Source organism: Providencia sp. PROV040, from assembly GCF_032706145.1.
Lineage (GTDB): Bacteria > Pseudomonadota > Gammaproteobacteria > Enterobacterales > Enterobacteriaceae > Providencia > Providencia hangzhouensis.
Genome location: NZ_CP120530.1, coordinates 244,594 through 264,140, shown reverse-complemented (window position 1 = coordinate 264,140; position 19,547 = coordinate 244,594). Strand labels below are relative to the sequence as shown.

General features: G+C 42.6%; 17 protein-coding genes. 3 read left to right on the top strand and 14 right to left on the bottom strand.

Annotation, left to right across the window (positions count from 1 at the left end; all coding sequences use genetic code 11):
- Window positions 1-122: 122 nt before the first annotated feature.
- Window positions 123-1,265, top strand: a complete 1,143-nt coding sequence (gene ampC, locus P3L40_RS01170; protein ID WP_228677345.1) for a class C beta-lactamase — start codon at window positions 123-125, stop codon at window positions 1,263-1,265.
- A gap of 174 nt (window positions 1,266-1,439) precedes the next feature.
- Here ampC and hemN read toward each other — a convergent pair whose 3' ends face one another.
- From hemN to greB, 14 genes are all read right to left on the bottom strand, one after another.
- Window positions 1,440-2,813: an oxygen-independent coproporphyrinogen III oxidase gene (gene hemN, locus P3L40_RS01165; protein WP_004262801.1), complete on the bottom strand. Its 1,374-nt coding sequence runs from the start codon at window positions 2,811-2,813 to the stop codon at window positions 1,440-1,442.
- Window positions 2,814-3,145: 332 nt separating this feature from the next.
- Window positions 3,146-3,661 carry a Der GTPase-activating protein YihI gene (yihI, locus tag P3L40_RS01160; protein WP_136134106.1) on the bottom strand — a complete coding sequence of 172 codons (516 nt, stop codon included), beginning with the start codon at window positions 3,659-3,661 and terminating at the stop codon, window positions 3,146-3,148.
- 452 nt (window positions 3,662-4,113) lie between these two features.
- On the bottom strand, window positions 4,114-5,448 hold the full coding sequence (locus P3L40_RS01155) for an NCS2 family permease (protein ID WP_110592685.1): 1,335 nt from the start codon (window positions 5,446-5,448) through the stop codon (window positions 4,114-4,116).
- Window positions 5,449-5,634: 186 nt separating this feature from the next.
- A complete protein-coding gene (locus tag P3L40_RS01150; protein WP_136134107.1) occupies window positions 5,635-6,387 on the bottom strand; it encodes an amino acid ABC transporter permease in 753 nt (250 codons plus the stop codon).
- Window position 6,388: 1 nt separating this feature from the next.
- Window positions 6,389-7,141: an amino acid ABC transporter permease gene (locus P3L40_RS01145; RefSeq protein WP_136134108.1), complete on the bottom strand. Its 753-nt coding sequence runs from the start codon at window positions 7,139-7,141 to the stop codon at window positions 6,389-6,391.
- A gap of 110 nt (window positions 7,142-7,251) precedes the next feature.
- Complete coding sequence (locus P3L40_RS01140; RefSeq protein ID WP_004262826.1) at window positions 7,252-8,091, bottom strand: ABC transporter substrate-binding protein; 840 nt, start codon at window positions 8,089-8,091, stop codon at window positions 7,252-7,254.
- Window positions 8,092-8,580: 489 nt separating this feature from the next.
- Window positions 8,581-9,294: a phosphate signaling complex protein PhoU gene (gene phoU, locus P3L40_RS01135; protein ID WP_036958602.1), complete on the bottom strand. Its 714-nt coding sequence runs from the start codon at window positions 9,292-9,294 to the stop codon at window positions 8,581-8,583.
- Between the two features lie 13 nt (window positions 9,295-9,307).
- Window positions 9,308-10,084, bottom strand: a complete 777-nt coding sequence (pstB, locus tag P3L40_RS01130; RefSeq protein ID WP_004262838.1) for a phosphate ABC transporter ATP-binding protein PstB — start codon at window positions 10,082-10,084, stop codon at window positions 9,308-9,310.
- Window positions 10,085-10,122: 38 nt separating this feature from the next.
- On the bottom strand, window positions 10,123-11,004 hold the full coding sequence (pstA, locus tag P3L40_RS01125) for a phosphate ABC transporter permease PstA (RefSeq protein WP_036958603.1): 882 nt from the start codon (window positions 11,002-11,004) through the stop codon (window positions 10,123-10,125).
- 1 nt (window position 11,005) lies between these two features.
- On the bottom strand, window positions 11,006-11,962 hold the full coding sequence (gene pstC, locus P3L40_RS01120; RefSeq protein WP_004262847.1) for a phosphate ABC transporter permease PstC: 957 nt from the start codon (window positions 11,960-11,962) through the stop codon (window positions 11,006-11,008).
- A 130-nt stretch (window positions 11,963-12,092) separates the two neighbouring features.
- Window positions 12,093-13,136 (bottom strand): phosphate ABC transporter substrate-binding protein PstS, encoded by a 1,044-nt coding sequence (gene pstS, locus P3L40_RS01115; RefSeq protein WP_004262850.1) that lies wholly within the window; start codon window positions 13,134-13,136, stop codon window positions 12,093-12,095.
- A gap of 692 nt (window positions 13,137-13,828) precedes the next feature.
- Window positions 13,829-15,160: a two-component system sensor histidine kinase EnvZ gene (gene envZ / locus P3L40_RS01110; protein ID WP_004266121.1), complete on the bottom strand. Its 1,332-nt coding sequence runs from the start codon at window positions 15,158-15,160 to the stop codon at window positions 13,829-13,831.
- Complete coding sequence (gene ompR / locus P3L40_RS01105; RefSeq protein ID WP_004266122.1) at window positions 15,157-15,876, bottom strand: two-component system response regulator OmpR; 720 nt, start codon at window positions 15,874-15,876, stop codon at window positions 15,157-15,159. Before ompR ends, envZ begins: the two co-directional genes overlap by 4 nt.
- 116 nt (window positions 15,877-15,992) lie before the next feature.
- Entirely contained in the window at window positions 15,993-16,478 is a 486-nt protein-coding gene (greB, locus tag P3L40_RS01100; RefSeq protein WP_004262861.1) for a transcription elongation factor GreB, read from the bottom strand.
- Window positions 16,479-16,646: 168 nt separating this feature from the next.
- On the opposite strand from greB, the gene P3L40_RS01095 reads away from it, so the two are divergent.
- On the top strand, window positions 16,647-18,977 hold the full coding sequence (locus tag P3L40_RS01095; RefSeq protein ID WP_004262863.1) for a Tex family protein: 2,331 nt from the start codon (window positions 16,647-16,649) through the stop codon (window positions 18,975-18,977).
- A gap of 339 nt (window positions 18,978-19,316) precedes the next feature.
- The gene (gene feoA / locus P3L40_RS01090) at window positions 19,317-19,547 is read left to right on the top strand and encodes a ferrous iron transporter A (protein WP_004262866.1); all 231 of its coding nucleotides are present in this window, start codon (window positions 19,317-19,319) and stop codon (window positions 19,545-19,547) included.

The window sequence follows — 19,547 nt, the reverse complement described above, 5'->3', positions numbered from 1 at the left end:
TACTGCTTTGCAATCGCGGTTTAACCGCCTAATAGCCTATATTAAAGCACTTTAAATTTACAATGAAGTGCTTTCAGTTCCTGTTAGCAATAACTTAAACTTGTACTTATTGGAATAACTCTATGAAAACTCTTTTTCGTCAGGGGCGAATTTTTGTCGCACTGAGTTTGGCGTTAACCACGCTATCCGCTAATGCGTTCACTCAAAAGGATGTGGATGACATTATTAAACCTCTGATGGAACAAAAACAGATCCCAGGGATGTCTGTCGCAATTTCCGTTGAAGGGAAACACTATATTTATCACTATGGTGTGCAGTCTAAGCAAAGCTTAGTACCTGTCAGTGATGAGACTTTATTTGAGATTGGTTCTTTGTCTAAAACGTTTACTGCCACACTCGCAGCCTATGCACAAGACCAAGGAAAACTCGATTTTTCGCAAAAGGTAAGCCACTATCTTCCTGAATTAAAAGGGTCTGCTTTTGACCAAGTCACAGTAATGAACTTGGCTACTCACACTTCCGGTTTATCGTTATTTGTGCCTGATAGCATTACTAATTCAGCTGAATTAATCCGTTATTACCAACATTGGAAACCGACCAAAGCCATTGGGCAATATCGCTCTTATTCAAATCTTGGCGTGGGGCTACTCGGTATCGTTACCGCTAAACAACTCAAAATGCCATTTGAGCAAGCGATGGAAAAATTGATGTTGCCTGCACTTGGACTAAAACATACCTATATTCATGTCCCTAAAAACCAACAGAAAAATTATGCTCAAGGTTATAATAAGCACGATCAGCCCATTCGTGTGGCACCACAAATTTTAGATGCTGAATCTTATGGTTTGAAATCTAATGCTAAAGATCTAATTCGCTTCTTAGATATTAATATGCAAACGAAGAAAGTCGCTAAGCCATGGCAAGAAGCCGTAGAGAACACCCATACTGGGTTCTATATGACCGATTCATTTATGCAAGATATGATGTGGGAAAGCTATTCATGGCCAGTATCTCTTGCTCAATTACAGCAAGGTAACCGAAATGAAATGGCATTACAGCCACAAAAGGTCGAAGCAATTACACCAGTAATGCCACCTGAAACACAGGCTTTCTACAATAAAACAGGCTCAACCAATGGTTTCGCCGCCTATGCGGCATTTATTCCGGAAAACCAAGTGGGTATTATTATTTTATCCAACAAATGGTATCCAATCCCTGACCGCATCACTGCGGCCTACCAGCTAATAGAAAAGGCGAAACACTAGCCCACGCAGAACATCCAATGTTCTAAATAATCAGATAACGAACCAGTAATACTCAAAATAGTTCGTGCTAGAGCAAGGCGGCAAAATTCGGCTATCTCGGGGAGTATACAAAAGTATATGACCCGAGTAGCCGAATAAGGCCAACGCAGCTATTGCACGAAAAATGAAGAGCATTTAGATAACGCGGGAAAACTGCCGCTGCCTCATCTGACTACGTAAATAAACATCAAAACACATACAAATATTACGAATAAGTAAACGCCCTTGCGGCGTAACTTTAATTCCTTTGTCTGTCATTTCGACTAATCCATCTTCTGCCATTGGCTTCAATAGCTCTAAATCCTCTTTAAAATAAGATTTAAAGTCAATTGGATAGATTGCTTCAATTTGTGCAAAATCCAATTGGAAGTTACAGATTAAGGTTTTAATAACATCACGGCGCAAGCAATCATCATCGGTTAAGACGAGACCTCGCCACAGCGCTTGGCCTTGCTCTTCAACTTGCGCATAATAGGTTTTCAAATCTTTCTGATTTTGCGCGTAGTTATCGCCTAACATACTGATCGCAGAAACGCCTAATCCTAATAAATCACAGTCGCCTTGAGTCGTATAACCTTGGAAATTACGGTGTAAAACCCCTTCTCGTTGGGCCACAGCGAGCTCATCTTCAGGGCGAGCAAAGTGGTCCATACCAATAAATTGATAGCCATCTCTGGTGAGGGTTGCGATTGTGTCTTGCAGAATATCGAGTTTTTGCTCTGCACTTGGTAAATCAGCATCTTTAATTTTACGCTGCGCCGCAAATAAATTAGGCAAATGCGCGTAATTAAACACACTTAAGCGATCTGGTGATAATTCAGCCACTTTCTTTAAGGTAAATGCAAAGCTCTCAGGAGTTTGTTTAGGTAAACCATAAATCAAATCAATACTCGTTGAGGTAAAACCCGTTTCTTTGGCTCGTTTAATTAGGGCAAAAATAAATTCTTCGTCCTGTTCACGGTTAACCAGCACCTGAACTTCTTTATTAAAATCCTGAACTCCCATGCTTAAGCGGTTAAACCCTTCATGGCGCAGATGGTCTATCATATCCAGTTCAATTTCACGCGGGTCGACTTCGATGGACATTTCAACATCATCCGCAAAATGAAAATGCTTTTTCAATAAACCAACCAAATGGCTGACTTGAGCTTTATCGAGGTAAGTCGGAGTACCACCGCCCCAATGCATCTGGGTCACAATACGACCTTTTAATAAAGCTGCGCGCTGAATAATTTCTTTTTCAATTACTTTAAGATATTCATCGGCTTTATGTTTTTGGCGTGTCACTAATTTATTACAGCCACAGAAATAACAAAGTTTATGGCAAAAAGGGATATGGACATAGAGCGATAAAGGTCGATCAGGATAACGTTGTGTTGCTTGAACAAACGCATTCTCATCATAATCTTGATTGAATTCCAAGGCTGTGGGATACGAGGTATAACGAGGCCCTGAATAATTGTATTTTTGAATGAGAGAAAGATCCCAAACAATATTTTGCTCTGACATAACATTCCTCAATTGACCAAAAGCTCAAACTATAACGATGACTTCACTCTATTTAATTTGTTATTCGATGAGAGTGAAAATTTTATAACCTGCATAAGCATTATAGACTCTAAATATTTCGAGTTGCAGCTAGGCGACAAGTGAATGAGTCCCTAGGAGTATACATAAGTATGAGACTCGTGCGAATGAACATAGTCAACAACGCTGCAGCTTTGAATATGACGAGTATAAATATGTTAGAGAAAAGAGACTTGATTCAACATCAAAGAAAAGTGAGTTAGCAGAAAAAATAGCCAAATCCCCCGCTAGCGCGAGGGATCTTTTAAACGAAATTATTTACTTTTTAAGATGCGCATAATGTCATCAAGTTTTTCTTCGTCTTCTTCCTCTTCTTCTTCGCTATATTCAATACCGAGAATATTCATCAGTTCATCAATACGGTCTAAACAGGTATCAACATACTGCTGTTCTTGCGCCGTGATAGTTTCGCCATCCTCCAGACGCGCCAAAATGCTATCTAGACGGTCATCGCTTTCTAGCATTTCCAACTCTTTTTCTGGCGTCAGTTTTTCTTTAGCTACTGGCTTTTCTTTCGCCGCTGGACGCGCTACAGGTTTGTTATCATCCACAACTAATGGAATCGGTTTTTTGCTACCAATACGCGGGTCTGTGATGGTAGATTGCCCACCTTTAGCATTGTTAGAAGCAGATTCTTGGTTACGGCTACCAGATTTATGACCACGATGTTTTTTCTCGCGCTTACGCTCACGGCCTTCCGCATTTATCTCTTCTTTAGTTTTACGGTATTTTTTCTTTGGCTTAGCAGCCGGTTTTTTTGGTGCATTCATGGTCTGATACCTTGATAAAGTCAGTTTCTGCTGCGAAATCTAGCAGGATCCCATAAAGGGGGAAAGCACTAGTTTGCAATTTTGGCGGATTTTTTACTCCACCCTGCCTTCGCAATAGTACTTTAATGATTATACCTTAAATAATTTGTGTTGCATGCAAGCAACAAAAAGGAAGAGCCGTATGAGGGGGGATTAATCTTCTAAATAGCTTTACCTACAGAAAATGATCACTTCGCCAATACACTAATTAATTCAAGCTGCCTAAACGTTCCAATACTCTAAATAGCTGTACCGTTAGAGGACAGAAAATAGAGAGTCATCTTGAGCAATATTCTAAATAATTCAAGTTGTGGCTAGGCGTCAATCGAGGTTATCTCGGGGAGCATACATAAGTATGTGACCCGAGTAGCCGAGAGAAGACAACAACGCCACAGCTTGAAGTATGACGAATATCAGGCGTCGACGAGCACCATTTTTAGTAGAAACATCGCCGCCACTAAAATCACACACAGCCCCAAATCACGCCAGCGGCCTGTACCAATTTTCATTGCACAGTACGCAATAAAGCCTAGTGCGATACCTTCTGTGATTGAGAAGCTAAATGGCATCATCACTGCGGTAATAAATGCGGGTACAGACTCAGTTAAGTCATCCCATTTCACGCGGGTTAAACTTGACGTCATCAACACGCCCACGTAAATCAAGGCACCCGCAGTTGCATAAGCTGGAACCATACCGGCAAGAGGTGAGATAAACATGGTCAATAGGAATAAAACACCAACGACGATCGCGGTTAAACCTGTACGCCCACCAACAGAAACACCAGAAGAACTTTCAATATAGGCGGTGACAGAAGATGTCCCCATCGCTGAACCTGCAACAGAGCTCAAGCTGTCCACATATAACGCTTGCTTCATCCGTGGGAAAGTTCCGCGTTCATTTGTGATACCCGCTTTGTCAGTCACACCTATCATGGTGCCTGATGAGTCAAACAGGTTTACTAACATAAAGGCAAAAATCACACCGGATAACGCTAAGTCTAAAGAGCCAGCGAAATCAACCTGCCCGACGACACTCGTGATACTTGGCGGCATTGAGAATATTCCAGAATATTTCACATCCCCCAAAGCCAAACCAATCAAGGTGGTCACTGCAATAGAAACTAATACCGCGGCATGAATATTACGAGCCGCTAAGATTGCAATAATAAAGAACCCGAGAGCTCCCAGCCAAACATTATGGTGAGTCAAATTACCGATAGAGACTAACGTGTCTGGGTTAGCGACAATGATACCGGAGTTTTTCAGCCCCATCATCGCAATAAATAGGCCGATACCACTGGTGATCCCGACGCGAAGACTAAGCGGGATATTGGCGATAATCCAATAACGGATACGGAATAATGTCAGAATAAATAACCCGACTGCCCCCCAAAATACGGCCCCCATTGCAACTTGCCATGAATAGCCCATCGCGCCAACTACAACGAAAGCAAAAAAAGCATTCAGCCCCATAGCAGGTGCTACTGCAATCGGTAAATTTGCCAACAGCCCCATCAAAATACTACCAATAGCCGCAATCAAACAGGTGGTGACAAACACAGCTTTGATATCCATCCCTGCAACTGAGAGAATTTGAGGGTTAACAAAGACGATATATACCATCGTTAGGAAGGTGGTGAAGCCTGCAACAACTTCTGTCCGTGCTGTCGTGCCGTGCTCTTGCAATTTAAAAACACGCTGAAACAAGCCCTGCGGTTGTGCCGAGCTAGAAGATTGATTACTCATTAGATATTGCGCCCAAAAAAAGTTTTTTTCGCCCTATACTACAATTAAAAATCACAAAAGAAAACGATTGCGTAAACTATAAGAGGCAAAAATGTCCTAACTAACTGATACGCCAAGATGAAATAATAAAAATAAACCAAAATAGTGGAGTGAGGAAATGGTGGATATTTCACCACCACTTTTAATTTAGGAAAGTGCTAACAGTTTTTGTCGGCGCCAAAACAATAAACGATGTTTCGCAGCCATTTTTTGAGGTTGATGTTGCGCACTCAGCTTTGTCGCCACCCTATTCGCAATAATTTCTACCGCAAAACACATAACAAAATAAATAAATGCTACGAATAAGAAAACTTCGAGAGGATAAACCATTTCACGGTTATTCACTTGGGTTGCTAAGAAAGAAAGCTCCGCAACACCAACAACATAAGCCAACGAGGTATCTTTAATTAATGCTACCCACTGGTTAATAAATGAAGGAACCATCATACGTAAGGCCTGTGGCAATACGACATTCCACAATACCTGCCAGCGGCTAAATCCCAAGGATAACCCTGCCTGCCACTGCCCTGTTCCTATCGCTAAAATGCCAGCTTTCACGGCATGAGCCAAATATGCAGAAGTAATTAATGCCAATGCACAGACGACTGTTGCAATACCCGGAATTTCCATACCCAATAAGATTGGCAACAGAAAATAGGTCCAAAAAATTAACATAATGACCGGAATTGCACGGAAAAAACCTAAAATCGCAGCAAATAGGTTAACCCAGAAGCCCCGCAGCATGGCTAAAGCTATTCCACCCAATGTTCCTAATATAATAGAAGCCGCACCGGCAAGTAAACTAATGACTAACGTCAGTGCAGCGCCTTCAAGTGGCCCATCCGGAAAAGTACCAAACAATAAATATTGCCAATTCTGCTCAATAATCGAAAAATCCATCTTATACCCCCTGAGCCAAATTACGCTGTTGACGCCACTGGCCCCAACCTTCCATTACCGCAATAATGGCAATATACAAAACGGTTGCGACACCAAATGCAGCAAAGGTTTGCAGTGTCTGGCTATCAACCTGGCGGGAGACATAAGACAATTCTGCGACGCCTATCGCCATCGTTAATGATGAATTTTTCACCACATTCATATATTGGCCCAGTAGTGGAGGCATCGCGATTTTAACGGCTTGCGGTAATACCACCAGTTTCATGGCCTGCCATGAGGTTAGCCCTAAAGCAAACGCAGCATATTTCTGTCCCTGACGAACGCCACGGATCCCAGCACGAATTTCTTCAGCGATAAACGGCACGGTATAAAGGGTCAAACCGATAAAACCGGCTAAAAATTCAAATGACGGCCAACCCACTGTGATTCCAAGTAAATGGACTTCATGGGGAGTATTGAGCCATTCCATTGCAGCAGAGGGTAAAATTTCACCAGAAGCGAAATACCAAAAGAATAACTGCACCAACAAAGGCGTATTTCTGAAAATAGAGATGTAGATACTCACGGCCCAACGCACAAGAGCAATTTGGCTATCCTTTGCTGATGCAACTATAAAACCCAATACAGTGGCTGCAACAATGGTACAAATTGAGATCCAAATAGTGATCAAAAAGCCATAGCCAAACCATTCTAAATACTGCGGTGCCAAGAAATGGGCAGACCAAAAATCACCATTTAAAAATTTTTCAAACATTGTTCACGACCTATTGCCTTCACAGCTTGTGATTAAAAACTCATCCTTTATAACCAAGAACCCCACACAGAGTGCGGGGCTTCAAATCACTGAGTACTTACCGTTACCCATTAAGACTGTGGCTGTTGCTCACTCAGTGGTGCGAATTTAAAGTCTCCGCGTGGCTGTGCAGCTTTGGTATCTGGCCCAAACCAGCGGTTATAGATCACCTCGGCTTTACCTTCTTTCTCCAGTTTCAACAGTGTTTCGTTGACGTTTTCAACCAAACGCGTTTCACCTTTGCTTGCTGCCAATGCTTGGTATTCTTTCGTCAGGCTAAATGGGGAAATCTCAAAATCTGCTTTCACTTTTTCAGGTAAATTACCTAATAAGCCCACCAGTTTTGCATCATCTTGTGTGATAGCTTGGACGTTACCATTACGCAGTGCAGCGAAAGCTTGTGGGGTATCGTCATAAGAAATCACTTTAGTCTCAGGGAACCGCTCACGCAGAGTCACTTCCTGCACAGTACCTTTGTCTGCGCCAATACGCAGTGGTTTGATGTCGTCAGGTGTTTTTAATACGCCTTTACGGGCAATAAATTTTTGGCCTGTCGCAAAATCAGGAATTGAGAAATCAACTTGTTTTGCGCGTTCATCTGTAATGGTGAAGTTAGCACCAATCAAGTCAACTTTGCCTGAAGTTAGAAGTGGAATGCGATTTGCTGGATTAGTTGGACGAAGCTCAAGTTTTACCCCTAGGCCATCTGCAATTTCTTGCGCAATATCAACATCATAACCCGCTAATTTTTTAGTTTGTGGGTCAATAAAACCAAATGGTGGGTTACTATCAAATACTGAAATGCGGATCACACCCGCTTGTTTGATATCATCTAATTTATCTGCGCTAGCGACATTCGCTGTCAGCGCTAAACCTGTAAGTAAAACAGTCGTTAGAATACGAGCTTTCATTGAACACCCCTGACGGTAAATTTTTGTAAATCGACCACCACAAGCTATCAACTATTACTTAGCACTTGAAATAATATTAAATAATATATTTATAACAAAATAGAATATAAAACTACACAAAAAAGGGGCAAACTTTGTACAAAGGCCCCAACATGGTTAAACCATCAATAGACTCTTATTGAGCAAGAAGAAAGTCGGTAGTTTGTGATGCAGTACCACCACAATTTGAAGTAACCCCATGTTCGTGTTGCGGCTAGGCACCAAGCTAGGATATTTCGGGGAGCATACATCAGTATGTGCCCCGAATCGCCGAGCGAAGCCAACACCGCCACCGCTTGAAGTATGACAAACATTCAATACATCAATGCTCTAAATAGTTCGTGTTGTGGCAAGGCGGCAAGCGAGAATATCTCGGGGAGCATACACAAGTATGTGACCCGAGTAGCCGAGTGTAGCCAACACCGCCACAGTACGAAATATGACGAGCATTTATTTGTTCGTTAGCATCTTTTCAAGACTATCCCCACCCACATGACGGAAATCTTGCCCCTTCACATAGTAGAAAATAAACTCACAGATATTTTGGCAGCGGTCGCCGATGCGCTCAATTGAACGTGCGCAGAACAATGCCGTTAATACACTTGGGATCGTCCGAGGGTCTTCCATCATATAGGTCATCAATTGGCGTACGATGCCCTCATACTCTTGGTCAACTTTCTCATCTTCACGGTAAATACGAATGGCTTCTTCGAGATCCATTCGTGCGAATGCATCTAATACGTCATGTAGCATTTGCACTGTATGGCGGCCTAATGATTCTAAGCTCACTAACAGGGGCTGATGTTGATGAGAGAATTTTTCCAATGCAGTTTGGCAAATTTTGTCTGCAACATCGCCGATTCTTTCCAGCTCAGCAATGGTTTTTGAAATTGCCATAATCAGGCGCAAATCACTCGCCGTTGGTTGGCGTTTCGCGATGATCTTAACGCATTCTTCATCAATGGCCACTTCCATCATATTGACTTTATGGTCATTTTCGATAACTTCACGCGCTAAGGCTTCATCCTGATTATGCATGGCCGTAATGGCTTTGGTAAGCTGTTCTTCGACCAGCCCCCCCATCGTCATCAATTCAGTATGGATATGTTCCAGTTCAGCATTGAACTGCCCCGATATATGTTTGTTGTGATTCAGCGTATCCATCGTCGGCTCCATATCAACCGTAGCGGCCAGTAATATAATCTTCAGTTTGCTTCATTTCTGGGGTAGTAAACATTTTGTCAGTATGATTAAACTCAACTAACTCCCCTAAATACATGAAAGCCGTATAGTCAGAACAGCGTGCTGCTTGTTGCATATTGTGGGTAACAATTACCACGGTGTATTCTGACTTTAATTCACTAATCAGTTCTTCAATTCGACCGGTTGAAATTGGGTCAAGAGCAGAACAGGGCTCATCCAACAATAAAACTTCTGGACGAATAGCAATACCACGAGCAATACAGAGACGCTGTTGCTGCCCACCCGACAAGCTATAACCACTTTGGTGTAGCTTATCTTTGGTTTCATTCCATAATGCAGCCTTTGTTAACGCCCACTGCACACGTTCATCCATTTCTACACGAGATAATTTTTCAAATAAACGCACACCAAATGCAATATTATCGTAGATTGACATCGGGAATGGTGTTGGTTTTTGGAAAACCATTCCGACTTTCGCACGCAATAACGCGATATCTTGTTTATCTGTCAGGATATTTTGACCATCCAGTAAAATTTCACCTTCTGCGCGCTGTTCACCATACAATTCATACATTTTATTGAAGGTACGTAGTAACGTCGATTTACCACAGCCTGATGGGCCGATAAACGCAGTGACTTTATTTTTTTCAATGTCTAAAGAGATATTTTTCAGTGCGTGAAACTTGCCATAATAGAAGTTGAGGTCACGTACTTTAATTTTACTATTTGCAATATCGTTTGCATTAATCATGGTTTGCTTTTCTCTCTAAATCTTTATTTATCTGGCGCTTAGTGTTTTTTCTGTGCGAACACAACACGTGCAATGATGTTAATGAGCAGAACACATAGGGTAATTAACAGAACCCCTGCCCATGCAAGCTCTTGCCATTCGGAGAATGGGCTCATTGCAAATTTGAAGATTGTCACTGGTAAGTTAGCAATTGGTTCGCTCATATCTGTACTCCAGAACTGATTTGACAGAGAAGTAAACAGAAGCGGTGCGGTTTCCCCAGCAATACGCGCAATTGCAAGCAAGATCCCAGTGATAATCCCTGACACAGATGCTTTTAGCGTAATAGATAAAATCATTTTCCATTTTGGTGTGCCAAGTGCATAAGCGGCTTCACGCAAGCTATCCGGAACTAATTTCAACATGTTTTCAGTGGTTCGGATAACAATTGGAATTTGCAGCAATGCAAGCGCCACAACCCCAGCCCAACCCGAGAAGTGCTGCATTTGAGCAACCACAATGGTGTACACAAACAACCCTACAACGATAGACGGAGCTGATAATAAAATGTCATTAATAAAGCGGGTGACTGAAGCTAGCCATGACTTACGGCCATATTCTGCTAAATAAATTCCCGCTAAAATCCCTAAAGGCGTACCAATAACTGTCGCCCATAAGATTAATAAACCACTACCTACGATGGCATTTGCCAGCCCGCCACCTTCAGTATTCGGTGGTGGAGTCATTTCAGTAAACAAATTGAGGGACATGCCATCAATCCCTTTAGTGACTGTAGAAAACAAAATCCACACTAACCAGAACAAGCCGAAAGCCATGGTTAACATTGAGACAAATAGAGCCATTCTGTTAACTTGACGACGCCACGCTTGACGGCGTGCTCGTTCTTTTTCATTCACTGCGATAGGTTGAGATATCGACATATTAACGGCCCTCATTCTTCGCAAGACGCATGACCATCAACTTGGAAATTGCTAACACAATAAAAGTGATAACAAACAGGATAAGTCCAAGTTCCATCAAGGCCGAGGTATGTAAACCGCTCTCTGCTTCCGCAAACTCATTTGCCAGTGCCGAGGTGATACTGTTACCTGGCATAAACAGTGATGCGCTATCAAGTTGGTAAGTATTACCAATCACGAACGTCACCGCCATGGTTTCACCCAGTGCACGGCCAAGGCCTAACATTACCCCACCGATTACCCCATTGCGGGTATACGGCAGTACGATATTCCAAATCACTTCCCATGTCGTACAGCCAATGCCGTAAGCTGACTCTTTCATCATCACAGGCGTTTGTTCAAATACATCGCGCATCACTGACGCAATGTAAGGAATAATCATAATCGCGAGGATTATCCCCGCTGCTAAAATACCGATCCCGAATGCAGGCCCTGAAAATAATTCACCGACAATCGGCACACTCGACATCACATTACCAACTGGCTCTTGGAAATATTCTGCAAACAGAGGAGCAAAGACAAATAACCCCCACATCCCATAAACGATACTTGGGATAGCAGCAAGAAGTTCAATCGCGATACCAAGAGGACGTTTTAACCAATTGGGTGCCAGTTCTGTTAGGAACAGTGCTATACCAAAACTAACGGGAACGGCGATAATCAGAGCAATTAACGATGTAACGATAGTGCCGTAAATAGGCACAAGAGCACCGAATTCTTCAGCCGGTGCATCCCATTCTTTGGTCCACAAAAACGAAAACCCAAACTTTTGCATACTTGGCCAAGATGCAAAAATAAGGGAAATAATAATGCCTCCGAGCATTAACAAAGTGATGAGCGCGGCAATCTTTACCAATGCACTAAAAATCACATCACCTGATTTGCTGGGAGCTCTAAATGCCGTTGTTTTCTCGGCCATGCGCTTTGTTCTCATTTCATTCCTGCTCTTTTCTACAGGATTGCGTTACAACGATGAGCGGGTAAGCCCTGTTCCTCAGCACTTACCCGCCATTTCCAACCCTAAGTGCACTTAGAAAACCTAAGTTCACCTAGAATAATGCTTTACCTTGGCTATCTTTAACTTCTGTTTTCCATGCTGCACGTACTGCGGTCACGACTTCTTGAGGTAAAATTGCGTAATCTAATGCCTCAGCTTGTTTACCACCTTTATCATAAGCCCAGTTGAAGAAGTCAAGAACCGCTTTGCCTTTTTCCGCATTCGCTTGCTGCTTGTGAACTAAGATAAATGTGGTTGAAGTAATCGGCCATGCATTCGCGCCATCACGGTTTGTTAAATCTTGTGCAAAAGATTTAGACCAGTCAACTTTCTTCGCTGCGGCACTGAAACTTTCACCCGTTGGTGAAACCGCCTCGCCATCAGCAGAGATTAATTTAGTATACGCAAGGTTGTTCTGTTTTGCGTATGCATATTCAACATAACCGATAGAACCTGGTAGACGCTGTACGAAAGCTGCAACGCCATCATTACCTTTACCACCTACGCTATTTTTCGGCCAGTTAACGGTAGAACCCGCGCCAACGTCTGATTTCCAGCTTGCACTGACTTTAGCAAGGTAGCTGGTGAATACGAACGTGGTACCAGAACCGTCAGAACGTCTAACAACTGCGATAGCTTGGTCTGGCAAACTAACATTTGGGTTCAATTTAGCGATTGCTGGGTCATTCCATTTGGTAATTTTACCTAAATAGATGTCACCTAATGTGTTGCCATCTAAAGTCAGCTGCCCTGACTCAATTCCTTTTACATTAACAGCCAGTACCACACCACCGATAACAGTTGGGAACTGGAACAAGCCATCTTCTTTTAATTTTTCATCAGTTAATGGGGCATCAGATGCACCGAAATCAACTGTTTTTGCATTGATTTGTTTGACACCACCAGAAGAACCAATCCCCTGATAGTTTACTTTATTACCTGTTTCTTTCTGATAAGAGTCTGCCCACTTCGCATAAACAGGAGCAGGAAAGGTCGCGCCAGCTCCGGTCAGGCTGGTAGCAGCAAAAGAAGACATTGCAGTCAGAGATAAAGTTGCTGCCATTACGCTTGCTAAGGTGGTACGCGTCATTTTCATAATCCCTCCGGGGATGTATAGAAACAATCAAGTATGAAATTGTTGGGTGTATGTCACGGTAGGAAAAATAGGACAATTTAGTTACGACAACATGTCGTTTTTATGACAGTTTTATGACAATTGCTGATTTTTTCACTGGCGAGGAAACAAAAACAAAGATGAATTAGATTTTATATTATAAAATTCAAATAGTTAAAAAACTATTATTTCAAAGCTGACGTCAAAAAGAAAAATGACAGACTGTCATAAAAGCGAAAAATATTTTTATCCTGCAACCATAAAATAATACTCAAAACAATTTGCGTTGCAGCTAGGCGGCAAGTGAGGATATCTCGGGGAGCATACACAAGTATGTGACCTGAGTAGCCGAACGCAGCCAACAACGCTGCGGCGCAAAGTGTGAAGAGTATTTAGCTCGGGGAGCATAACAAGTATATGACCCGAGTAGCCGAACGCAGCCAACAACGCTGCGGCACAAAGTGTGAAGAGTAAAAGGATAGCTCTAAATAGTTCAAGTTGTAGGTAGGCGCCAAAAAAGATAGCCTCTTTTCCTACTTGATACAAATAATACTCAAAACAATTTGTGTTGCAGCTAGGCGGCAAGTGAGGATATCTCGGAGAGCATACACAAGTATGTGACCCGAGTAGCCGAACGCAGCCAACAACGCTGCAGCGCAAAGTGTGAAGAGTATTTAGTCTTCTTTCTCTTTAAGAGGCAGCAAAGCCCTAATCGCAAACCCACCACGCTCACTCTTATGGATCTCAATGCTCCCTTCATGAGCATCGACAATTCGGCGAATAATCGCTAGCCCTAGCCCTGTGCCTTTGTTGCTACGAGCTTTTTCACCCTGTACAAATGGCTGGAACAGGCGATGAATATCTTCTTCTTTGATACCTGCACCGTCATCTTCGACTTGGAACCAAACGGAGTCTTCCGTTTTACCACTACTGACTTTGATCCAGCCATTACCATAGCGGTAAGCGTTAACTATCATATTGGTAATCGCGCGTTTAATTGCTAATGGGTTACCATTAACAATCATTGAGCCAGGCTCAAGTGCGGTTTCAATTTCACCGATGACATTACTTTCTGAGTTCACCGCATCCATTAAAATAGCGTTAAGGTCACAGAATTCCATATCCATTTCTTGACCTGTTTTCAGATAAGACATGAATTGGCCGATGATCGCATCACATTCTTCAATATCTTTATTAATAGATTCAGCCAGATAGCTATCTTCTGGGCTCATCATTTCTGTCGCTAAACGAATACGGGTTAAGGGAGTTCTTAGGTCATGACTTACCCCTGCCATTAAGACAGTTCGGTCATTTTCTAAGGTTTTAATCCCTGCAGCCATGTGGTTAAAAGAACGAATAGCAGCTCTAACCTCAGTGGCGCCTTTTTCCTGCATTGGGGGTAAAATTACCCCTTTGCCGACTTCACCTGCGTGGTATTCCAATTCAAGCAACGGCTTGTTCTGGTAGCGTATATACAACCATACCCCTGCAAAAATGGTGAGAAAAATTGTTAATGTATAGCGAAAAACAAGGGAGAACTGATTTTGGCCGATTTCAGTCAGTGGAACTCGCACCCAAATATCAGGTGCGAGATAAGACGTTAGCCATAGAATGGGGTATTCTCGGCCTAATTCAAGGTGAACACTCGCCTTACCACCAATATATTCCGACATATGTTCACTTAGAAAATCATACTCTTTTGCCCAATTCAGCCCTTCTTCCATCGCCGCTGAATGTGCATAAAAGGTAATTCCTAATTCATTGTAGATTTTCTTACGCAACGCGGGAGATACCCGCACTGAGGTTCCATCTTGTAGAACCATTTTCTCTGTCATTAATGTTCTTACTTCGTATGCCAGTACCTTGTTGAATTGCTGTAAGCTAGGCATTACAACAAAATTCAACACGACCATATAACTGGTTACGAGACTCGCAAACAGTAAGGCTACAAATAAAAATAACGAGCGAGAAAATGTACTACGCCTTGAGAACCTCAGTCGCTTCATGCTTTACTTCCATCAGGAACAAACACATAGCCCAAGCCCCAAACCGTCTGGATATAACGAGGGTGTGCTGGGTCTTCTTCAACCATGCGGCGTAAACGTGAAATTTGAACATCGATTGAACGTTCCATCGCACTGTATTCACGACCTCGCGCTAAGCTCATTAACTTGTCACGAGATAACGGTTCCCTTGGGTAAGAAACCAACACTTTTAACACCGCGAATTCACCGCTGGTTAATGGCATATTCTCATCACCTTGGAACATTTCTCGTGTCCCAAGATTTAATTTAAATTTACCAAAAGTAATTATCGCATCATCTTGAGATGGCGCACCCGGTAATTCATTAGCTTGGCGACGTAAAACCGCACGAATACGAGCTAGCAATTCCCGTGGATTAAAAGGTTTTGGAATATAGTCGTCCGCACCGATTTCTAAGCCAACGATGCGATCAACTTCTTCGCCTTTCGCTGTTACCATAATAATAGGAATTGGGTTATTTTGACTACGTAAGCGACGGCAAATTGATAAGCCATCTTCACCCGGTAGCATTAGATCTAAGACGATCAGATGAATAGATTCTCTTGTCAGGATTCTGTCCATCTGTTCTGCGTTCGCGGCACTCCTTACCTGAAAACCCTGCTCAGTGAGGTAACGTTCCAGCAGTGCACGTAAACGCATATCATCATCGACGACAAGAACCTTATAACTTTCCTGCATTTTGTAGCCCTCAAGATGTGCATCTTTCAAATTATTTTTTTAATGAATGTAAGTAAAACAATATTAATGCTCACTAATTTACCACTAACGTAGGATTTAATGAATCATTTTACACTTCAGGTGGTTAGTGGCTGGTAGCTTATTTCTAACACAAAATAAGTCACCTGCCCTCCTGGCGTATTTACTGTTATTTCATCATCAACCTGTTTACCTATCAAGGCTCGTGCTACGGGAGAATCAATTGAAATCCATTGTTTTGTAGGGTTGAATTCATCAGCACCGACGATACGGAATATTCTGATATTTTCATTTTCATCTTCTAGTTTAACCCATGCTCCAAAAAACACACGGCCTTCTTGGCGAGGATCAGGCTCGATAATCCTTAATTGATCCAATCTTTTGGATAAGAAACGGATGCGTCGATCAATTTCACGCAACCTTTTTTTGCCGTAAATATATTCTGCATTTTCTGAGCGATCCCCTTGAGCTGCGGCCTCTGAAACAGATTGAGTAACCCGAGGACGTTCTTCCTTCCACAGGTATTTCAGCTCTTTATCTAATGCATCCCAACCTTCACGTGTAATTAAAAGACTTTTAGTCATAACCTTTGAATATTAATCAGTGAAACCATAATTATAGTATTTTATAGAACATAATCTGAGACTTTCCTACCAATAGGCTCAAATTCAGTCTGGAAATTCTCGTTACCACCAAGTATAACAGTGCAGTAAATTTTTTAACTGTTCTTTCAGTAGGTATTTAAACTCGACATGAATGAAACTCTAAGCCAAATTATTGCAGCGGAACTGCAAGCCCAGCCGAAACAGGTTTTTTCTGCCATCACACTATTAGATGAAGGGAATACTGTCCCGTTTATTGCACGTTACCGTAAAGAGGTTACCGGTGGGTTGGACGATACTCAGCTTCGCCAGCTAGAAAGCCGTTTAGGGTACTTGCGCGAATTAAATGACCGTAAACAAACCATTCTCAAATCGATAGAAGAGCAAGGTAAATTGACTCCAGAGCTTGCCTCCGCTATCGACACTACGCTTAATAAAACCGAACTTGAAGACCTGTATCTTCCTTATAAACCGAAACGTCGCACCCGTGGGCAAATTGCTATCGAAGCAGGGCTTGAGCCTTTAGCGGACACCTTATGGAATGACCCTAGCCAATCACCTGACGAACTTGCAAAAACGTATATCGATGCAGATAAAGGTGTTGCTGATGTCAAAGCCGCCTTAGATGGTGCTCGTTATATCCTTATGGAGCGTTTCGCCGAAGATGCGGCACTTTTAGCGAAAGTTCGTGACTATATTTGGAAAAATGCCCACCTTGTTTCTGTTGTTGCAGAAGGTAAGCAAGAAGAAGGGGTAAAATTTAGTGACTATTTTGAACATCACGAGCCTGTTGCTCAAGTCCCTTCTCACCGAGCGCTTGCGATGTTCCGTGGTCGTAACGAAGGAATTTTACAACTTTCATTAAACTGTGATCCGCAGTTCGATGAACCGCCAAAAGAAAGTTACTGCGAAGAAATTATCACCCGCCATTTAGATATTCGTTTAAATAATGCTCCGGCTGACCAATGGCGTAAAGCCGTGATCAGCTGGACATGGCGTGTCAAAGTATTACTGCACTTAGAAACAGAGGTCATGAGCTCACTGCGCGAAAAAGCTGAAGAGGAAGCTATTAACGTGTTTGCTCGTAACCTTAGTGACTTACTGATGGCGGCGCCAGCGGGAATGCGTGCCACCATGGGCTTAGATCCAGGTTTACGTACTGGGGTGAAAGTCGCTGTCGTGGATGCGACAGGTAAATTAATTGCGACGGATACGATTTATCCGCATACCGGACAAGCCGCAAAAGCGGCAACCATCGTTGCAGCACTTTGCCAAAAACATAACGTCGAATTAGTAGCGATTGGTAACGGCACCGCTTCTCGTGAAACGGAACGTTTCTTTGCTGAAGTACAAAAACAATACCCTGAAGTCACTGCACAGAAAGTCATTGTCAGCGAAGCTGGCGCTTCTGTTTATTCCGCTTCTGAACTTGCGGCTTTGGAGTTTCCTAGCTTAGATGTGTCTTTACGTGGTGCCGTATCTATTGCTCGTCGCCTACAAGACCCGCTTGCTGAATTAGTGAAAATTGACCCTAAATCCATTGGGGTTGGCCAATATCAGCATGATGTTAGCCAAACTCAGTTAGCGCGTAAACTCGATGCGGTCGTCGAGGACTGTGTAAACTCCGTTGGTGTTGATTTGAATACCGCTTCTGTTGCCTTACTGACTCGCGTTGCCGGTTTAAGCAAAATGATTGCGCAAAACGTGGTGGACTGGCGCGACCAGAATGGCCAGTTTAGTGATAGAAAACAGTTACTCAAAGTTGCACGCCTTGGGCCAAAAGCCTTTGAACAATGTGCGGGCTTCTTACGTATCACCAATGGTGAAAACCCGTTAGATGCTTCTACTGTTCACCCTGAAGCTTACCCGATTGTTGAAAAAATTCTTGAGTCTGTCCGCCAGCCGCTCAAAGAAATTATGGGTAACTCACAGGTGCTTAATGCCTTGAGCCCACGTGACTTTACTACTGAGCAATTCGGGGTTCCAACTGTCACTGATATCATTAAAGAACTGGAAAAACCGGGTCGCGACCCACGTCCTGAGTTTAAAACTGCCACCTTCGCAGAAGGTGTAGAAACGATGAATGACCTGACTTCTGGCATGATATTAGAAGGCGCAGTCACTAATGTGACCAACTTCGGTGCTTTTGTGGATATTGGTGTTCACCAAGACGGTTTAGTTCATATTTCTTCACTTTCAAATAGTTATGTCGAAGACCCACATAAGGTGGTAAAAGCGGGTGACATTGTTAAAGTAAAAGTGTTAGATGTTGATATTGCACGTAAACGTATCGCTTTAACGATGCGTTTAGATGAGCAAGCGGGGGATTCTAATAGTTCTCCTCGCCGTGCCGCCCCTGAACAGGAAAAAAATACGCGTAAAACACCTCAATCAAGAGGAAGTTCACGCCAAAACAACGCATCTTCAGGTAATAGTGCCATGAGTGATGCCCTTGCTGCTGCATTTGGCAAGAAACGTTAACTCTGTTAATAGGCATCGCAATGTACCTGTTGTGGTGCCTATTTCAATAAATAATGCTGTAATTAATTACCCCAGCCAATATATTAGGCATAATTAAACCCTCTCCCCCGTTTACCCCACCATTATTTTTGCTAACGAAACACCGCAAACTCAATGCTTCGTTGATCCATATCAAGTCAAATTGACGAAAAAAGAGGCTAAATATAATAAAAGGTGGATGATTATGATTCTCATTGTTAATTAGATTTATTGTTGTTTGGTGGTCTCGTTACCTGAGCAATTGTAATCATTAACAATTGTCATCGATATCATTATGAATTAAATGATTAGGAAGACACTATGGCAATACTTCCTCAATGCAGCTACAAAATACTTGGTTTCTCCCCAGAAATCAGTCCTGCATACCGACAAAAACTGCTTTCACTCGGTTTACTTCCGGGTTCTGTCTTTAAAGTGGTGCGTTTAGCGCCTTTTGGCGATCCTGTACAAATAGAAACTCATCGTGTCAGCTTAGTGCTACGCAAAAAGGATCTCGCCCTACTCAACCTAGATGAAGCGACCACCGCTTAA

Bases quoted from the DNA above. Each gene is read 5' to 3' on its own strand.
- ampC (WP_228677345.1), top strand. From the start codon at position 123: ATGAAAACTCTTTTTCGTCAGGGGCGAATTTTTGTCGCACTGAGTTTG.
- hemN (WP_004262801.1), bottom strand. From the start codon at position 2,813: ATGTCAGAGCAAAATATTGTTTGGGATCTTTCTCTCATTCAAAAATAC.
- yihI (WP_136134106.1), bottom strand. From the start codon at position 3,661: ATGAATGCACCAAAAAAACCGGCTGCTAAGCCAAAGAAAAAATACCGT.
- P3L40_RS01155 (WP_110592685.1), bottom strand. From the start codon at position 5,448: ATGAGTAATCAATCTTCTAGCTCGGCACAACCGCAGGGCTTGTTTCAG.
- P3L40_RS01150 (WP_136134107.1), bottom strand. From the start codon at position 6,387: ATGGATTTTTCGATTATTGAGCAGAATTGGCAATATTTATTGTTTGGT.
- P3L40_RS01145 (WP_136134108.1), bottom strand. From the start codon at position 7,141: ATGTTTGAAAAATTTTTAAATGGTGATTTTTGGTCTGCCCATTTCTTG.
- P3L40_RS01140 (WP_004262826.1), bottom strand. From the start codon at position 8,091: ATGAAAGCTCGTATTCTAACGACTGTTTTACTTACAGGTTTAGCGCTG.
- phoU (WP_036958602.1), bottom strand. From the start codon at position 9,294: ATGGATACGCTGAATCACAACAAACATATATCGGGGCAGTTCAATGCT.
- pstB (WP_004262838.1), bottom strand. From the start codon at position 10,084: ATGATTAATGCAAACGATATTGCAAATAGTAAAATTAAAGTACGTGAC.
- pstA (WP_036958603.1), bottom strand. From the start codon at position 11,004: ATGTCGATATCTCAACCTATCGCAGTGAATGAAAAAGAACGAGCACGC.
- pstC (WP_004262847.1), bottom strand. From the start codon at position 11,962: ATGGCCGAGAAAACAACGGCATTTAGAGCTCCCAGCAAATCAGGTGAT.
- pstS (WP_004262850.1), bottom strand. From the start codon at position 13,136: ATGAAAATGACGCGTACCACCTTAGCAAGCGTAATGGCAGCAACTTTA.
- envZ (WP_004266121.1), bottom strand. From the start codon at position 15,160: ATGAAGCGACTGAGGTTCTCAAGGCGTAGTACATTTTCTCGCTCGTTA.
- ompR (WP_004266122.1), bottom strand. From the start codon at position 15,876: ATGCAGGAAAGTTATAAGGTTCTTGTCGTCGATGATGATATGCGTTTA.
- greB (WP_004262861.1), bottom strand. From the start codon at position 16,478: ATGACTAAAAGTCTTTTAATTACACGTGAAGGTTGGGATGCATTAGAT.
- P3L40_RS01095 (WP_004262863.1), top strand. From the start codon at position 16,647: ATGAATGAAACTCTAAGCCAAATTATTGCAGCGGAACTGCAAGCCCAG.
- feoA (WP_004262866.1), top strand. From the start codon at position 19,317: ATGGCAATACTTCCTCAATGCAGCTACAAAATACTTGGTTTCTCCCCA.